The sequence below is a fragment of the Streptomyces sp. NEAU-174 genome (genome assembly GCF_052665095.1).
Window position 1 is genome coordinate 159,954 of record NZ_JBQTCE010000007.1, and the last position, 14,096, is coordinate 174,049.

Annotated in this window: 14 protein-coding genes; 6 read left to right on the forward strand and 8 right to left on the reverse strand. The window is 71.1% G+C overall.

Annotation, left to right across the window (positions count from 1 at the left end):
- Positions 1-38: 38 nt before the first annotated feature.
- From ACT2CW_RS21395 to ACT2CW_RS21405, 3 genes are all read right to left on the reverse strand, one after another.
- Positions 39-890 carry an ATP-binding cassette domain-containing protein gene (locus tag ACT2CW_RS21395; RefSeq protein ID WP_445517845.1) on the reverse strand — a complete coding sequence of 284 codons (852 nt, stop codon included), beginning with the start codon at positions 888-890 and terminating at the stop codon, positions 39-41.
- Positions 887-1,924: an ABC transporter permease gene (locus ACT2CW_RS21400; RefSeq protein WP_445517846.1), complete on the reverse strand. Its 1,038-nt coding sequence runs from the start codon at positions 1,922-1,924 to the stop codon at positions 887-889. Before ACT2CW_RS21400 ends, ACT2CW_RS21395 begins: the two co-directional genes overlap by 4 nt.
- Before the next feature lie 77 nt (positions 1,925-2,001).
- Complete coding sequence (locus tag ACT2CW_RS21405) at positions 2,002-3,057, reverse strand: substrate-binding domain-containing protein (protein ID WP_445517847.1); 1,056 nt, start codon at positions 3,055-3,057, stop codon at positions 2,002-2,004.
- 384 nt (positions 3,058-3,441) lie between these two features.
- Here ACT2CW_RS21405 and ACT2CW_RS21410 point away from each other — a divergent pair, with 384 nt between their 5' ends.
- Together ACT2CW_RS21410 and ACT2CW_RS21415 are read left to right on the forward strand one after the other, a co-directional pair.
- On the forward strand, positions 3,442-3,966 hold the full coding sequence (locus tag ACT2CW_RS21410) for an ATP-binding protein (protein WP_445517848.1): 525 nt from the start codon (positions 3,442-3,444) through the stop codon (positions 3,964-3,966).
- Between the two features lie 40 nt (positions 3,967-4,006).
- Complete coding sequence (locus ACT2CW_RS21415; RefSeq protein ID WP_020873334.1) at positions 4,007-4,798, forward strand: IclR family transcriptional regulator; 792 nt, start codon at positions 4,007-4,009, stop codon at positions 4,796-4,798.
- A gap of 98 nt (positions 4,799-4,896) precedes the next feature.
- Here the strand turns inward: ACT2CW_RS21415 and ACT2CW_RS21420 are convergent, their stop codons facing one another.
- Positions 4,897-5,883 carry a transketolase family protein gene (locus ACT2CW_RS21420; protein WP_445517849.1) on the reverse strand — a complete coding sequence of 329 codons (987 nt, stop codon included), beginning with the start codon at positions 5,881-5,883 and terminating at the stop codon, positions 4,897-4,899.
- Positions 5,880-6,740 carry a transketolase gene (locus tag ACT2CW_RS21425; protein ID WP_445517850.1) on the reverse strand — a complete coding sequence of 287 codons (861 nt, stop codon included), beginning with the start codon at positions 6,738-6,740 and terminating at the stop codon, positions 5,880-5,882. Before ACT2CW_RS21425 ends, ACT2CW_RS21420 begins: the two co-directional genes overlap by 4 nt.
- Before the next feature lie 214 nt (positions 6,741-6,954).
- On the opposite strand from ACT2CW_RS21425, the gene ACT2CW_RS21430 reads away from it, so the two are divergent.
- The 4 genes from ACT2CW_RS21430 (at position 6,955) to ACT2CW_RS21445 (ending at position 11,111) form a co-directional block, all read left to right on the forward strand.
- Positions 6,955-8,055, forward strand: a complete 1,101-nt coding sequence (locus ACT2CW_RS21430) for a zinc-dependent alcohol dehydrogenase (RefSeq protein WP_445517851.1) — start codon at positions 6,955-6,957, stop codon at positions 8,053-8,055.
- A 62-nt stretch (positions 8,056-8,117) separates the two neighbouring features.
- On the forward strand, positions 8,118-9,503 hold the full coding sequence (locus ACT2CW_RS21435; RefSeq protein WP_445517852.1) for an MFS transporter: 1,386 nt from the start codon (positions 8,118-8,120) through the stop codon (positions 9,501-9,503).
- On the forward strand, positions 9,496-10,260 hold the full coding sequence (locus ACT2CW_RS21440; protein ID WP_445517853.1) for an SDR family NAD(P)-dependent oxidoreductase: 765 nt from the start codon (positions 9,496-9,498) through the stop codon (positions 10,258-10,260). The genes ACT2CW_RS21435 and ACT2CW_RS21440 overlap by 8 nt, the downstream gene beginning before the upstream one ends.
- Before the next feature lie 23 nt (positions 10,261-10,283).
- Positions 10,284-11,111 (forward strand): SDR family oxidoreductase, encoded by an 828-nt coding sequence (locus tag ACT2CW_RS21445; RefSeq protein ID WP_432046669.1) that lies wholly within the window; start codon positions 10,284-10,286, stop codon positions 11,109-11,111.
- An 84-nt stretch (positions 11,112-11,195) separates the two neighbouring features.
- Here the strand turns inward: ACT2CW_RS21445 and ACT2CW_RS21450 are convergent, their stop codons facing one another.
- The 3 genes from ACT2CW_RS21450 to ACT2CW_RS21460 all read right to left on the reverse strand — a co-directional run bounded on the left by ACT2CW_RS21450 (position 11,196) and on the right by ACT2CW_RS21460 (position 14,063).
- Positions 11,196-12,215, reverse strand: a complete 1,020-nt coding sequence (locus tag ACT2CW_RS21450) for a zinc-dependent alcohol dehydrogenase family protein (protein WP_445517854.1) — start codon at positions 12,213-12,215, stop codon at positions 11,196-11,198.
- A gap of 70 nt (positions 12,216-12,285) precedes the next feature.
- The gene (locus ACT2CW_RS21455; protein WP_445517855.1) at positions 12,286-13,302 is read right to left on the reverse strand and encodes a zinc-dependent alcohol dehydrogenase; all 1,017 of its coding nucleotides are present in this window, start codon (positions 13,300-13,302) and stop codon (positions 12,286-12,288) included.
- Positions 13,303-13,346: 44 nt separating this feature from the next.
- Positions 13,347-14,063: an SDR family NAD(P)-dependent oxidoreductase gene (locus tag ACT2CW_RS21460; protein ID WP_445517856.1), complete on the reverse strand. Its 717-nt coding sequence runs from the start codon at positions 14,061-14,063 to the stop codon at positions 13,347-13,349.
- Positions 14,064-14,096: the final 33 nt, after the last annotated feature.

Below are 14,096 nucleotides of genomic sequence, written 5' to 3' on the forward strand. Positions count from 1 at the left end.
GTGCTCCCGGTGGGTGGGGGTGGGGTCGCCGTGTGCGGTCATGGGGTGCCCGCCGGGGATCTGCCGTCGAGCTCCGCGGGGTCCAGCGCTCCGGTCATCAGGGCGACGGCGTCGGGCATCGAGATGTCGGAGGTGTTCACCAGGGCGACGCGCCGGCCCAGCCGCTGGACGTGGACGCGGTCGGCGACGTCGAAGACATGGGGCATGTCGTGGCTGATCAGAATGACCGGCACACCCCGGTCGCGGATCTCGCGGATGAGGTCGAGCACCCGCTGCGACTCCCGCACCCCGAGCGCCGCCGTCGGCTCGTCCATGATGATCACCCGGCTGCCGAAGCAGGCGGCGCGTGCCACGGCGACGCCCTGGCGCTGCCCGCCGGAGAGCGTCTCCACCGGCTGGGAGAAGTTCTGGATGGTCAGCAGGCCGAGGGAGGTGAGGAGTTCGCGGGTCTCCTCGCGCATTCCCTTCTTGTCCAGCAGTCGGAAGACCCTGCCGAGCGGGCCGGACCTGCGGCGCTCACGGCCGAGGAAGAGGTTGGCGGGAATGTCCCGGGAGGGCGCGACGGCCAGGTTCTGGTAGACGGTCTCCAGTCCGTGGTCCCGCGCGTCCAGGGGGTTGCGGAACCGCACCGGCTCCCCGAAGAGGCGGATCTCCCCGGCGTCGGGGACCTCCGCCCCGGAGAGGCACTTGATGAGCGTCGACTTGCCCGCGCCGTTGTCGCCGATGACGGCGAGGACCTCACCGGCGCGCAGCTCCACATCGGCCCCGCCGAGGGCGGTGACATGTCCGTAGCGCTTGACCAGGCCGCGCGCCTGGAGGGCGAGTACGTCGGTGGTCGTGTTCCGTCGATCGTTCCGGTGATTGTTCCGGTGATCGTTCCGGGGATTCATGCCGTCACCTTCCGGATCCACTGGTCGGCGGCGACGGCCACGATCACCAGGACACCCACGGTGAAGACCTGCCACAGGGCGTCCACTCCGGACAGGGCGAGTCCGCTGCTGAACACGCCCACGATGAGGGAGCCCAGCAGGGTGCCGAGGACATGGCCACGGCCGCCGAAGAGGCTGGTGCCGCCGATGACGACGGCGGTGATGGACTGGAGGTTGAGGTTCTCACCGGCCTGCGGGCTGACCGAGCCGATCCGCCCGATGAGGAACCACGCGGCGAGACCGCAGATCAGCCCCGCCACCACATACACGCTGAGCAGTACCCGCCCGGTGCGGATCCCGCTGAGGCGGGCCCCCTCGCGGTTGTCGCCCACCGCGTGCAGATGGGCGCCCCACGCGGTGCCCCGCAGCAGATAGGCCACGGCGGCGAAGCAGCCGATCATCAGCAGCGAGCTGTAGGTGACATCGGTGCCCAGGACATCGATGGAGCGGCCCGGCCAGCTCAGCAGGGGCGGCACATCCTGGGCCCGGATGGTCTCGCTCCGCGAGTAGAGGAGGGTGAGGGCGGAGAAGACGCTGAGGGTGCCGAGCGTGGCGATGAACGGCGGTATGCGGAACCGGGTGACCAGCACACCGTTGAGCCCGCCGCAGACACCGCCGATGACGACACCGAGCAGCAGGGCCAGGGGCACCGGCAGACCGTGGTCCACCGCCAGCTTGCCCATCACCACGGAGGCGAGCACGGTGATGGCCCCGACCGACAGATCGATGCCCGCGGTCAGCACGATCAGCGTCTGGGCGATGCCGACCATCCCGATGATCTGCACCTGCTGGACGATCAGCGAGATATTGAGCGGATCGCTGAACCGGGACCCCACCCACACGCTGAAGAACAGCGAGGCGAGGAGCAGCACGATGAGCGGGCCGAGCAGCGGCTTGGTGTGCAGGGCCGACTGTCCGCGGGCGAGCGCTCCGCGCGCCTGCGGCCGGGTGGTGGGAGGGTCTGCGGCGGGTGGGGGGACGGTGTCGTGCACCACGGTCAACTCCTGGAAACGGTGAGGGATATATGGGTGTGCCGGACGTCCGCCGGGGCCTGCCCCGAGCGGTGGCGGGGCTAGCCCCAGCAGTGGCGCAGGCCCCAGTCCGACTTCTGCGAATCCAGACCGGATACGGGGGTGTCCGTGATGAGGGAGACTCCGGTGTTGGTGAAGCCCTGTGCGGATGAGCCGGAGTCCTTGCCGCCGTCCTTGGCGTGCGCGGCCACGGCGGCCAGGCCCTCGGCCGCCATCTTCACGGGGAACTGCATCGAGGTGGCGCCGATGACACCGCCGGCCACGTTCTTGACGCCGGGACAGCCGCCGTCGACGGAGACGATGGTGATGTCCTTCTGCTTACCGGCCGCCTTGACGGCCTGATAGGCACCCGCGGCGGTGGGCTCGTTGATGGTGTAGACGAGGTTGATGGAGCCGTTCTTCTGGAGCAGCTTCTCCATGGCGTCGCGTCCGCCCTCCTCATTGGCGCCGGTCACCTCGTGGCCGACGATCCGGGAGTCGCGCTCGTCGCCGATCCGGTTCGGGTTCCGGACATCGATGCCGAAGCCCTCCAGAAAGCCCTGGTCCCGCAGGACGTCGACCTTGACCTGCTCGGAGCTGAGGTCCAGCAGGGCGACCTTCGGCCGCTTGCCGTGCATCCGCGCCTTGGCCCACTTGCCGATCATGCGGCCGGCCAGCCGGTTGTCGGTGGCGAACGTGGCGTCCACCGCGGATGCCGGTTCCGTCGGCGAGTCCAGGGCGACGACCATGACACCGGCCTTCCGCGCCCGCTCGATGGCGGGGATGATCGCGCCGGAGTCGGCCGGGGTGATCAGAATGCCCTTGGCGCCCGCGGCCACCAGGTTCTCGATGGCCTTGACCTGCGAGTCGTTGTCGGCCTGGCCCTTGCCGGCGAAGGTCCGCAGGTCCACGCCGAGCTGGCGGGCCTTCTTCTGGGCGCCCTCGCGCATCTTCACATAGAAGGGGTTGTCGTTGGTCTTGGTGACGAGGCCGACGATGGTCTTGTCGTCACCGTGGCCGCTGATGCCGCTCCCGCATGAGGTGAGCAGCAAGGTGAGACCGATTCCCGCGGACAAGGCCGCGAGCGCTCTGTGGCGCGGCATGACGCGATCTGCCATGAGTTTGCCTTTTCTCGACGTGCGGGGGGTGGCTTGGGGGAAGTGCGCCGCCCGCCGGGTGCCGGTTCGCGGCAGCGGGGACTGTCGGTGCCGACGCGTTCATCGGTCGGCTCGGCCCTGATCGGGCTGGAGATGGCCGGTGGGACGTGCTCAGCGGCTCGATCCACAACGTCGCAGAGGTTTCGAGCACTGTCAATGCATCTCGAAGAAATTTCCACGACATACGCCCGACATGAACCGCGCCCCGAAAATCGACGTAGAAATTTCTTCTAATGATCTTGACTATCGCAGAAACCACTACGAGGCTGGGAGGTGGCCCCCTTCTCGACGGAGTCGGCCACAACCCCCTTCCGGACCGCACGGCGCCCGGAAAGGAGTACGGAAATGACAGTGCACCCAGCGGGGGCGATCGCCACCGCATCCCCCTCACCACCCGACGGCCCGCCGCCGCGCCGGCGGACGGGTCCGCCCGATGTCCCCACCACCCCGCGCGGGCTGGCCCTGCGGCTGGCCACCGACCCGGCCGCCGTGGGCCGGGCCCGCCGTACCGCGGCGGGCGCGCTGCGCTGCTGGGGGGTGCCCGACACCGCCGCCGACGACATCGTCCTCATGGTGGACGAGCTGGTGACCAACGCGATCGAGCACACCGACGGGCCCGTGTGGCTGCGGCTGTGGCTGCGTCGCGGACGCTGTGTGATCTGCCAGGTCGGGGACGGCTGCCATGAGACGCCCCAGCCGCGCCCCAGCGACCCCGACGCCGAGAACGGCCGCGGGCTGCTCCTCGTCGCCGCGCTCGCCGATGCCCTCGGCACCCGCGTCACCACCACCGGAAAGATCACCTGGTTCCGGTGCCGGGTACGGGACGGCCGGCTCCCGGCACCCCGCACCACCCCCGACGTCGATTACTGACCAGTAGTCACTCTGTCCGCTGAGTGATATCTTTGCTCTCGTGGCACAAGATGGTGGTCTGGCTCTCGTCCGTAAGTCCGTTGAGGTCCTCGACCTGCTCGCGGCGAGAGGCGAGGCGACGGCCGCGCAGCTCGCGGAGGAGCTGGGTGAGCCCCGCAGCTCGGTATACCGACTGCTGTCCAGCCTCCAAGGCCTGGACATGGTGGAAGGCGGCAGCCGGCGCGGTACCTTCCGCCTGGGATTCCATCTGCTCAGCCTCGGCACCGCCGTGGTGGAGCGTTTCGACGAGCGGCGCTTCGCGCAGCCGGTGATGGAGCGCCTCCACGACGAGACCGGCGAGACGGTGTACCTGTGCGTCCAGCGCGGCCGCGAGGCGGTGTGCATCGAGCGGCTGGACGGCCGGCGGGTCCAGTCCCTCGCCCTGAAACTCGGCGGTGCGCTGCCGCTGCACGCCGGGGCGGCCTCCCGCGCCCTGCTGGCCTTCCAGGACCGCTCGGCCTGGTCGGACTACCTTGAGCAGGGGCCCTTGGAGCGGTTCACCCCGTCCACTCCGGTCACGGCGGACTCGCTGGTCCCGGTGCTGGAGCAGACCTCCGACAGTGGGATCTCGGTCAGCGACCAGGACGTGACAGTCGGTGTGGCCGCGCTCGGCGTCCCGATCCTGGACTACCGGGGGCAGGTGCGTGCCGCCCTGTCCATCAGCGGGGTCCGGGAGGCGATCCTCGGCACCGACCCGGCCGGTCTGCGCGAGCGTTTGGTCGAGGCCGGCCAGGAGATTTCGCGGGCGCTGGGCTGGAAGGCCGTCACCGGCGCCGTCGCCGACTTCGGCTGACGGAAGGGACCGACGGCCCAGGACACGGCGCCCGCCCCGGAGGAATCCCGGGGCGGGCATCTCGCGCCCACCGGCTCTGGACGAGCAGCGCGTCGGTTCTAGGCGAGGAGTGCTTCGCGGGCTTCTGCCTCGACTCCGGGGGCGTCCAGCCGGTAGTGCCCGTACAGATGGGTGGGCGGGCCGATGAGGCTGTACTGGTCCCGGATCCCGTGGCGGTGCAGCCGGACCGGTACGCCGTGTTCGCTGATCAGCTCGGCCACGGCGCCACCGAGGCCGCCGAGCACATTGTGCTCCTCCACCGTCATCAGCAGCCGGGAACCTCGCGCGGCCTTGAGCACCGCCTCCTCGTCCAGCGGTTTGACGGTGTGCATATCCAGCACCCCGACGCTGTACCCGTCCGCGGAGAGCGCCGCCGCGGCCCCCAGAGCGGGGTGGACCATCGAGCCGGTGGCGATGAGCGTGAGATCACTCCCGGTGCCGTGCTCGACCGCCTTCCCGATCTCCAAAGTGGTGCCGGCCGGGTAGACGTCCGGGTCCCGGCCGCGGCCGATGCGGAAGTAGACCGGGCCCGGATGGTCCACCGTGGCGCGCAGCGCCGCGGCCAGGGCCGCGGTGTCGGCCGGTGCCACCACGGTGAGTCCGGCGATGCTGCGGGTGATGGCCAGGTCCTCGGTGGCGTGGTGGGAGGTTCCGTAGAAGCCCAGGGTGATCCCGGCGTGGTGGCCGATCAGCCGGACCGGCAGGCGGGTGTAGGCGACGTCGGTGCGGATCTGCTCGCAGGCCAGCAGCGCCATGAAGGACGCGAAGGTGGCGACGTAGGGCCGCAGGCCGGTGGTGGCCAGGCCCGCCGCGGTGGACACCATGTGCTGCTCGGAGATCCCGAACTGGAGGTACTTGTCCGGGTGGCGGTCCTGGAAGCGCACCAGTCCGTTGGAGTACTTCAGGTCGGCGGTGCCCACGACCACCGGATGGCCCTCGTCTGCCAGGTCGGCCAGGGTGTCGCCGAGGGCCTTCAGGCCCGGGGCCTGTTCCAGCAGGCTCAGCAGATGCCAGGATTCGGGCTGGAGACCGGGTGCGACGCTCATCGTGTCCCCCGCAGCTCCGCCAGGGCGTTGGCCTCGTCCCGCTCGGCCAGCCAGCCCAGATGCCATCCGAACTCGGACTCCATATAGGAAATCCCCTTTCCCTTGACGGTGTTGGCGACGACCACGGCCGGACGGTCGCGGCCGGTGTCCTGCGCCAGCGAGCGCAGCAGAGGCAGCAGGGACGCGACGTCGTGCCCGTCGACCTCGTGCGTCTGCCATCCGAACGCCCGCCACTTCTCCAGCAGTGGCTCGATCCCGGTCACGCCGTCGATGCGGCCGTCGAGCGAGTGGTCGTTGCGGTCGACGATGGCCACCAGCCGCCCCAGACGGTGGTGTGCGGCGCCCAGGGCCGCCTCCCAGACCTGTCCCTCGTGCAGCTCTCCGTCGCCGAGCAGGACGAACGTGGTGTACGGGCGCCCCTGGAGACGGCCGCCCATCGCCATCCCGGTCCCGGCCGACAGGGCGTGGCCCAGCGACCCGGAACTGAAGTCGATCCCCGGAATGCGGGTCATGTCCGGGTGGTCACCGAAGGCGTTCCCCAGCCGGGTGTACTCGTCCAGCTCGGCCGCGTCGAAGAAGTCCCAGTCGGCCAGCAGCGGGTACAGCGTGGCCGCCGCATGCCCCTTGCCGAACAGGAACCGGTCACGGTCGGGCCAGTCCGGCTCCCCGCGCCGCAGCCGCATCACCCCGTAGTAGAGCGTGGCCAGGATCTCCGCGCAGGAGAAGCCGGACGCGTAATGGCCGGTCTTCGCGATCGAGATCAGCCGCACCGTCTCCAGACGGGCGAACAGCGCCCGTTCCTCGATGTGCTTGATGAGTTCGCTGTCCGCCGGCGCTACCGGCGTCTGTGCAGTCATTCGGTGTCTCTCCCAGTCGGTGAGCCCCGTTGGCGAGCCCAGTCGGCGAGTCCGCTGGCGGGCCCGATCGGCGGCACGGCCAAGTCCGGTCCGCACCACCATCGCCATCGGAAGTTACCATCCACTGGACAGTGCGTCCACGTCATGAGAATGTCTCCGTGGCCGCCGTCACACCACCACCGAGGTGGGCTTTCGTCGAAGCCAAGGAGATGCGATGCCCCTCCCCGACCAGTCCACGCCCGTGACCGAGGGAGTGTCGCGGGCCCCGGACACCCGCCAACGTCAGGTCCGTGTCACCGCGCCCCGGCAGGTCGCCCTCGTCGAGCGAGACCTCACCGGCCCCCCACCGGGTGAGGTCCGGGTCCGGGTCCGCGAAGTCGGCGTGTGCGGCAGCGATCTGAAGATGTGGTCCGGCGAGCACGCCGTGCTCAAGCCCCCACTGGCCCTCGGGCACGAGGCGTGGGGGATCGTCGAAGAACACGCCGCGGACCCCTATGCCACCGGGTCCGCACCGCTCACCCCCGGCACCCCCGTGGTCATCGTTCCCCCGAACGGCTGCGGCACCTGCCACAACTGCGCGCGGGGGCGCGAGCAGCTGTGTGCGCGGATGCGGTTCGTCGGCGGCCAGATCGACGGGGCCATGGCCCGGTTCCTGACCATCCCGCCGCACCACCTCCTGCCGATCGACCCCCGGGTGCCCGAGGAACTGCGGGTCCTGATCGAACCGCTGGCAGTGGCCGTGCACGCGGTCGGCCGGGCCCGCGTCGGCGCCGACGACCAGGCCCTGGTGATCGGTGCGGGTCCGATCGGCGTCTTCTGCGCGCTCGTGCTCGCCGCCCAGGGCATCGGCCGGGTGGTGGTGACCGACCGGGACCCGCTGCGGCTCGGCCTCGCCCGCCGGCTCGGGGTGCCGCACGTCGTGCGCACGACGGCCGCCCAACCGCTCCTCGCGGCCGGGGACCACATCCGTTCCGAAGGCGCGGATGTGGTGTTCGACTGCGTCGGCGCCCAGGCCACCACCACGCAGGCGCTGACGGCGACCTGCCGTGGCGGCCGCACCGTCCTGGTGGGCATCAGCCCCGCCGAGCTGACCGTCGGCGGAGTGGCACTCCAGCGCGGGGAACGCGAGCTCATCGGCGTCCAGATGTACCAGCGCGAGGACTTCCACCACGCGATGGACCTGCTGGCCGAAGGGCTCGTCCCGGCCGTCGACGGTCTCAAGCGCTCCCGGCCGCTCAGCCAGGCCGGGGAACTCCTCGACGAGCTCGCCCGGCGGCCGAGCCCCGTCCTCAAGGAGACCCTGCTCCCGGACTGAGAGACACCGGGTCGCGGGACCTCCGCTCGTCCCCTCCTCCCCCCGCCCCGAAGGACCCAGCCATGAATCCTCCCTCCGCCGTCACACCACCCTCCCCTCCCACCGCCGACACACCCAACATCCGCACCGTGGCCTGGGCGACCATGATCGGAACGGCCATCGAGTGGTACGACTTCTTCACCTACGGCATCGCCGCCGCCCTGGTCTTCAACACACTCTTCTTCCCCGCCGGCACCTCTCCGGTGGTGGGAACGCTCCTCGCGTTCAGCACCTATGCCGTGGGGTTCGCCGCCCGGCCCGTCGGCGGCGTGGTCTTCGCGCACTACGGGGACAAGATCGGCCGTAAGTCCATGCTGGTGCTCTCGCTGCTGCTCATGGGCGGCAGCACCTTCTGTATCGGGCTGCTTCCCGGCTTCCCCGCCTTGGGTGTCGCAGCCCCCCTGCTCCTGGTGGCCCTGCGGATCGTCCAGGGCTTCGGGGTGGGCGGCGAATGGGGCGCTGCGGCCCTGATGGCTGTCGAGCACGCACCGCCCAACCGGCGTGGCTTCTACGGCAGTTGGCCGCAGATGGGAGTTCCCGCCGGAATGCTCGTCGCCAACCTGGCCTTCTTCGCCCTGTCGGGCACCACGAGCGACCACGACTTCCAGGTGTGGGGCTGGCGCGTTCCCTTCCTCGCCTCCTCGGTACTCATCGCGGTCGGGCTCGTCATCCGGCTCCGGGTGAGCGAATCCCCGGTGTTCCGCGCGATGGAGCAGGCGGGCCGGATCGAACGACGGCCGGTGATCGCCGTGCTCCGCACCCAGCCTGCCAACGTCCTGCGCGCCGCGGGCATCAGGTTCGCCGAGAACAGCACCTTCTACATCCACACCACCTTCGTGCTCACCTACGGCACGACGGTGCTCAGCCTGGAACGCGACGACCTGCTCATCGGGGTGATCATTACGGCCGCCCTGGGCCTGATCAGCCTGCCCCTGTGGGGACGGCTGTCCGACCGGGTCGGACGCCGGCCCGTGGTGCTCTTCGGTTCGGCCCTGCTCGCCGCCCTGTCCTGGCCCTTCTTCTGGGCGCTCGACAGCGGATCGCTCCCGGTCATCTATCTCGTCACGATCCTGTGCATCAACGTCGGCAACCACGCGGTGTACGCACCGCAGTCCGCCTACTTCGCCGAGCTGTTCGAGCCCGAGGTCCGCTACAGCGGTGCCTCGATCGGCTCGCAGGCGGCCAGTGTCCTCGCCGGCGGCCTGTCCCCGCTGATCGCCACCGCCCTGCTGGAGGCGGGCGACGGCTACCACCTCATCGCCCTCTATATGACGGCGATGGCGCTGATCACCGTGTGCACGGCGCTGATCAGCCCCGACCCGTACCGCCAGTCCCTCAAGCGGTCCTCCACACCGGGTGGTCGCGATGCCCGGCCCACCGAACCCACCACGGAGATGTCCCATGGCTGACCCCACCGTTCTCATCACCGGCGCCGCACAGGGAATCGGGGCCGCCACGGCCCGGGTCCTCGCCGAGCGGGGCTGGCGCGTCGTCGTCGCCGACCTCAAGGGCGACGCCGCCCAGGACCAGGTCGCGGCCCTCGACGCGGCGTCCCCCGTGACAGGGGGGCACCTGGCAGTCGCCGTCGACGTCACCGACGAAGCCAGCGTCGCCGCGATGTACGACGACATCGCGACGCGTGCCGGTGGGCTCGACGCACTGGTCAACGGCGCGGGCGTCATCTTCCGGCAGGCGGCCCAGGACTTCGACAGCCGGCAGTGGGCCCATCAGCTCGCGGTCCACCTCACCGGCGCGATGCACTGCGCGCGCGGTGCCTACCCCCTGCTGGTCCGCAGCGGCCGGGCCAGTGTGGTCAACATCGGTTCCGTCGGGTCGACCTTCGGGCTCCCCGGCCGGCTCGGCTACGCCACCGCCAAGAGCGGAGTGCTGGGCCTCACCCGGACCCTGGCGGCCGAGTGGGGCGCGGTCGGCATCCGGGTCAACGCCGTGGCGCCGGGTTACGTGGCCACCGAAATGGTGCGCAGTGGCCTGGAGTCGGGGGCGCTCGACCGGGAGGCGCTGGTGCGGCGCACACCGATGCGCCGGTTGGCCGAGCCCGCCGAGATCGCCACCTCCATCGCCTTCCTGCTCTCCTCCGACGCCTCCTTCGTGCACGGTGCCACCCTCCGGGTCGACGGGGGCATCACGATCGACGGCACTTTCTGACCACCGACCCCCGAGGACATCCCATGAACAGCCACCCCTCCGGCCGGCTCGGGGACATGAGCGGGCGCACCGCCGTGGTCAGCGGAGCGAGCAGCGGCATCGGGCTCGCGATCCTGCGGCGCTTCCTCGAAGCGGGCGCGACCGTTCACGGTCTGGCCCGGCGTGGCCATCTGATCGAGGAACAGGCCCTGGACGCCGCGCCCGGGGCGGACCGCTTGCACCACCACAGTGTCGACGTCGGTGACCCCCAGGCGGTACGGGACTGGGCGCGGCGGGTGTCCGGTCCGGTGGACACCCTGGTGTGTGCCGCCGGAACCAACATTCCCGAGCGGCGCCTCGCCCAACTGACGCCTCCGGTCTGGGACTCCATGCTCGCCACCAATCTGAGCGGGACGTTCTACCTGCTGCACGCCCTGCTCCCCCGGCTCCGCGAGGCCCGCGGCGACGTGGTCGTCCTGTCGAGCGTGGCCGGGGCGTGGCCCGATCACACAGGTCCGGCCTATCAGGCCGCCAAGGCCGGGCTCCTGGGCCTCGCACGGGGAGCGGGCATGGACGAGTACGGCAACGGCATACGGGTGTGCACCATCCTGCCGGGCATAGTGAACACCCCGATCCTCGACGACCGGCCCGAGCCCCCGCCTCAGGAGCTGCGCGATCTGTTCGTTCAGCCACAGGACATCGCCGAAGCGTGTCTGGCGGCCATCACCCTCCCCAAGCGGGCCTGTGTCGCCGAAATGACCGTCGTGGCCTCGGCGTTGCAGTCCATGGGCAACACCCAGGCGGCCACTCCGGCACTGCCCCGGGCGGCTCCCGGGGAACCACGCTCCGCGGGGCGGCCCGGTCTGCCCTGAAACCGGAGCGCCCATACGGAACGCGGCTGACCTCGCCCGTCGAGGTCAGCCGCGTTCCGTATGGGCCGAGGCCCGCCCCGGCGGTCAGGGGTGGATGACCGCCTTGATGCAGCCGCGGTCGTCCCGGACGGCGTCGAGGGCGGCGCCGTACGAGTCCAGCCCGAACCGATGGGTGATCATGCCGTCGGTGCGCACCCGGCCCGTGCGCAGGACCCGCAGCGCGCGATCGAAGCTGAACGCCTGGGTGAAGGATCCGCGGATGGTCAGCTCCCGGCTGAAGATCTCGTGCGGGGAGAGCTCGACGCGCTCCCGCTCCCCGGCCATGCCGTAGAGGAAGACGGTTCCGCCGTCGCGGGTCAGCGGCAGACACTGCTCGATCACGGTGAGGGCGCCGGTCGCGTCGACGACGGTGTCGAAGCCGTCGGGCGCCAGGGCGCGCAGCGCCCCGACGGAGGCCGAGGAGTCGTCGCGGTCCATGACCACCGTCTCGTCGGCGCCGAACTCCCGGGCCAGCTTCAGCTTGGCCTCGGTCGGCGCCGCGACGGTCACCCGCCCCGCGCCGCTGCCCGCCAGCAGCTGCGCGAGCAGCAGGCCGGTGGTCCCGGCGCCGAAGAGGAGGACATCGCTGCCGGGCTGCGGGGCGAGTACGTCCATGCCGTGCACGGCGCACGCGACGGGCTCGGCGAAGGCCACCACGTCCAGGGGGATGTCATCGGCGGGGTGGCAGTGGGACGCGGGCACCACGATCATCTCGGCGAAGCCGCCCGGCCGGGTGACACCGTGGTCCCGCAGCCGGGTGCAGAAGGCCGGTCTGGCGCGGCGGCAGTTGGCGCACGAACCGCAGGAGACACGGTTGTTGAGGGCGACGCGCTGTCCGACGGCGAGCGCCGTCACCTCCTCCCCCAGCGACTCCACCTCGCCCACCACCTCGTGGCCGGGGGTGAGCGGATAGCGGGGGGAGAACTCGCCGCGGTGGAGATGGGCATCCGTGCCGCAGACTCCCGCCGAGCGCACCCGCAGACGTACCTCACCCGGGCCCGGCTCCGGATCCGGCAGGTCGGTGTAGCGGAACGCGTAGGGTCGGTCGTAGACGATGGCTTTCACGCCGTCTCCTTCGTTCGGGGCGCTTCGGCGCGGTTTCGTTCGGGCTGTCTCACTTGTGCTCGCGGGCCGGTCAGCCGACGCTCACCAGCACCTTCATCTGGTCCGGGCCACCGGCGGCCCGGAACGCCTCATCCGCTCGGTCCAGCGGGAAGGTGGCGGTGACGAACTCGTCGGCCGGTACGGCACCGGTCCCGAGAAGCGTCATCGCGGCGCGCATGTCCTCCCCGACGTACATCAGGGAGCCCCGCACGGCGATCTCGCGGTCCTGGACCAGGTCCAGCGGGACGTCCAACGGGCCCTGGGGCACCCCGACGACCATGACCGTGCCGCCCTTCTCGACGGAGCGCACGGCCTGGGTGACGGAGGCGGACACCGCCACGCAGTCGAACACCGCGTCCGCGCCGCCGCCGAGCCGCTCCCTGACCAGCTCCGGCAGGCCGGGGGTACCGGGCGCGAGCGCCACGTCCGCCCCGAGCCGCACCGCCCGGTCCCGCTTCGCCGCCACCGGATCGGTGACGATGACGGTCCGCGCGCCCGCCGCCCGCGCGGCCAGGGCGGTGAGCAGTCCGATCGGCCCGGCGCCGAGGACCAGCACACCGGCGCCGGTGAGGTCCCCGGCCTGGCGCACCGCGTGCACGGGGGTGGCCAGCGGCTCGACGAGCACGGCCTGCACATCGGTGAGCCCGTCGGGCACCCGGTGCAGCCGGTCGGCGCGGACGGTGAAGCCGTCCGCCATCGCCCCGGCCGTCTGGCAGCCGATGACCCGCAGTTCCCCGCAGATGTTGTAGCGGCCGGAGCGGCAGTGGCGGCAGGTCCCGCACACCAGATTGGGTTCGAGCAGCACCCGGTCCCCCTCGGCCACAGAGGAGACGCCGGGTCCGGTTTCGGCGACCACGCCGACGGCCTCGTGCCCCGGGTGGTACGGCCGGGAGATGAAGGGGTGTTCGCCGCGCAGGGCGTGGACGTCCGAGCCGCAGATGCCGGTCAGCAGGGTGCGCACCCGCGCCTCGCCGGCCGTGGGCCGTACCCGTGCCACCTCCTCCACGACGATGTCGCCGTCCGCGGTCACGGTCACCCGCCGGTCCATCGTGTCCCCTTCCACCGCCCTGTCCGGTGTCCTCGATGTGCCGCTCATCGGAGTGCGAAACCCCCGTCCATCAGCAGTTCCGTGCCCACGCAGTAGGCGGCCTCGTCGCCGAGCAGCCAGCCGATGGCGGCGGCGATCTCCTCCGGTTCCGCGAACCGTCCGGCGACCGTGCCCTCCTTCCAGCGCGGGTGCATATGGCGCTTGAGGTCGTTGAGCGGCGTGGCGACATAGCCGGGGGCGACGCTGTTGACCCGCACCCCGCGCGGGCCCCACTCGACGGCCAGGGAACGGGTCAGCGCGCTCACGGCGGCCTTTGAGGCGTTGTACGCGGACTGCTTCTGCGGGTGGTTGACGACATGTGTGCCGGACATCGAGGAGACCGTGACGATCCGGCCGCCCGCCCCGTCGAGCATCCGCCGGGCGGCCGCGGCGCAGCTGAGGAACGTGCCCTTCAGATTGACGCCGAGCACCCGGTCGAACTCGGCGGCGCTCATCCGCTCCGCGGGCACGTCGTCCTCGACCACACCGGCGGCGGCGACCAGGCCGTCGATCCGGCCGCCCTCGGTGACGACCGTGTCGATCGCGGCCGCCACGCTGTCCTCGTCGGTGACATCGCAGCGGATGGACCGTCCCACGGGGGACGCGGTGAGATCGAGGGCGTACACCTCGGCGCCCAGACCGGCCAGATGCGCGCAGGTGGCCCGTCCGATGCCCCCGGCGGCTCCGGTGACCGCCATCCGGGCACCCTGATACCAGGACATGATGTCTCCTTGGGTGGACTCCGCAGCGATAAG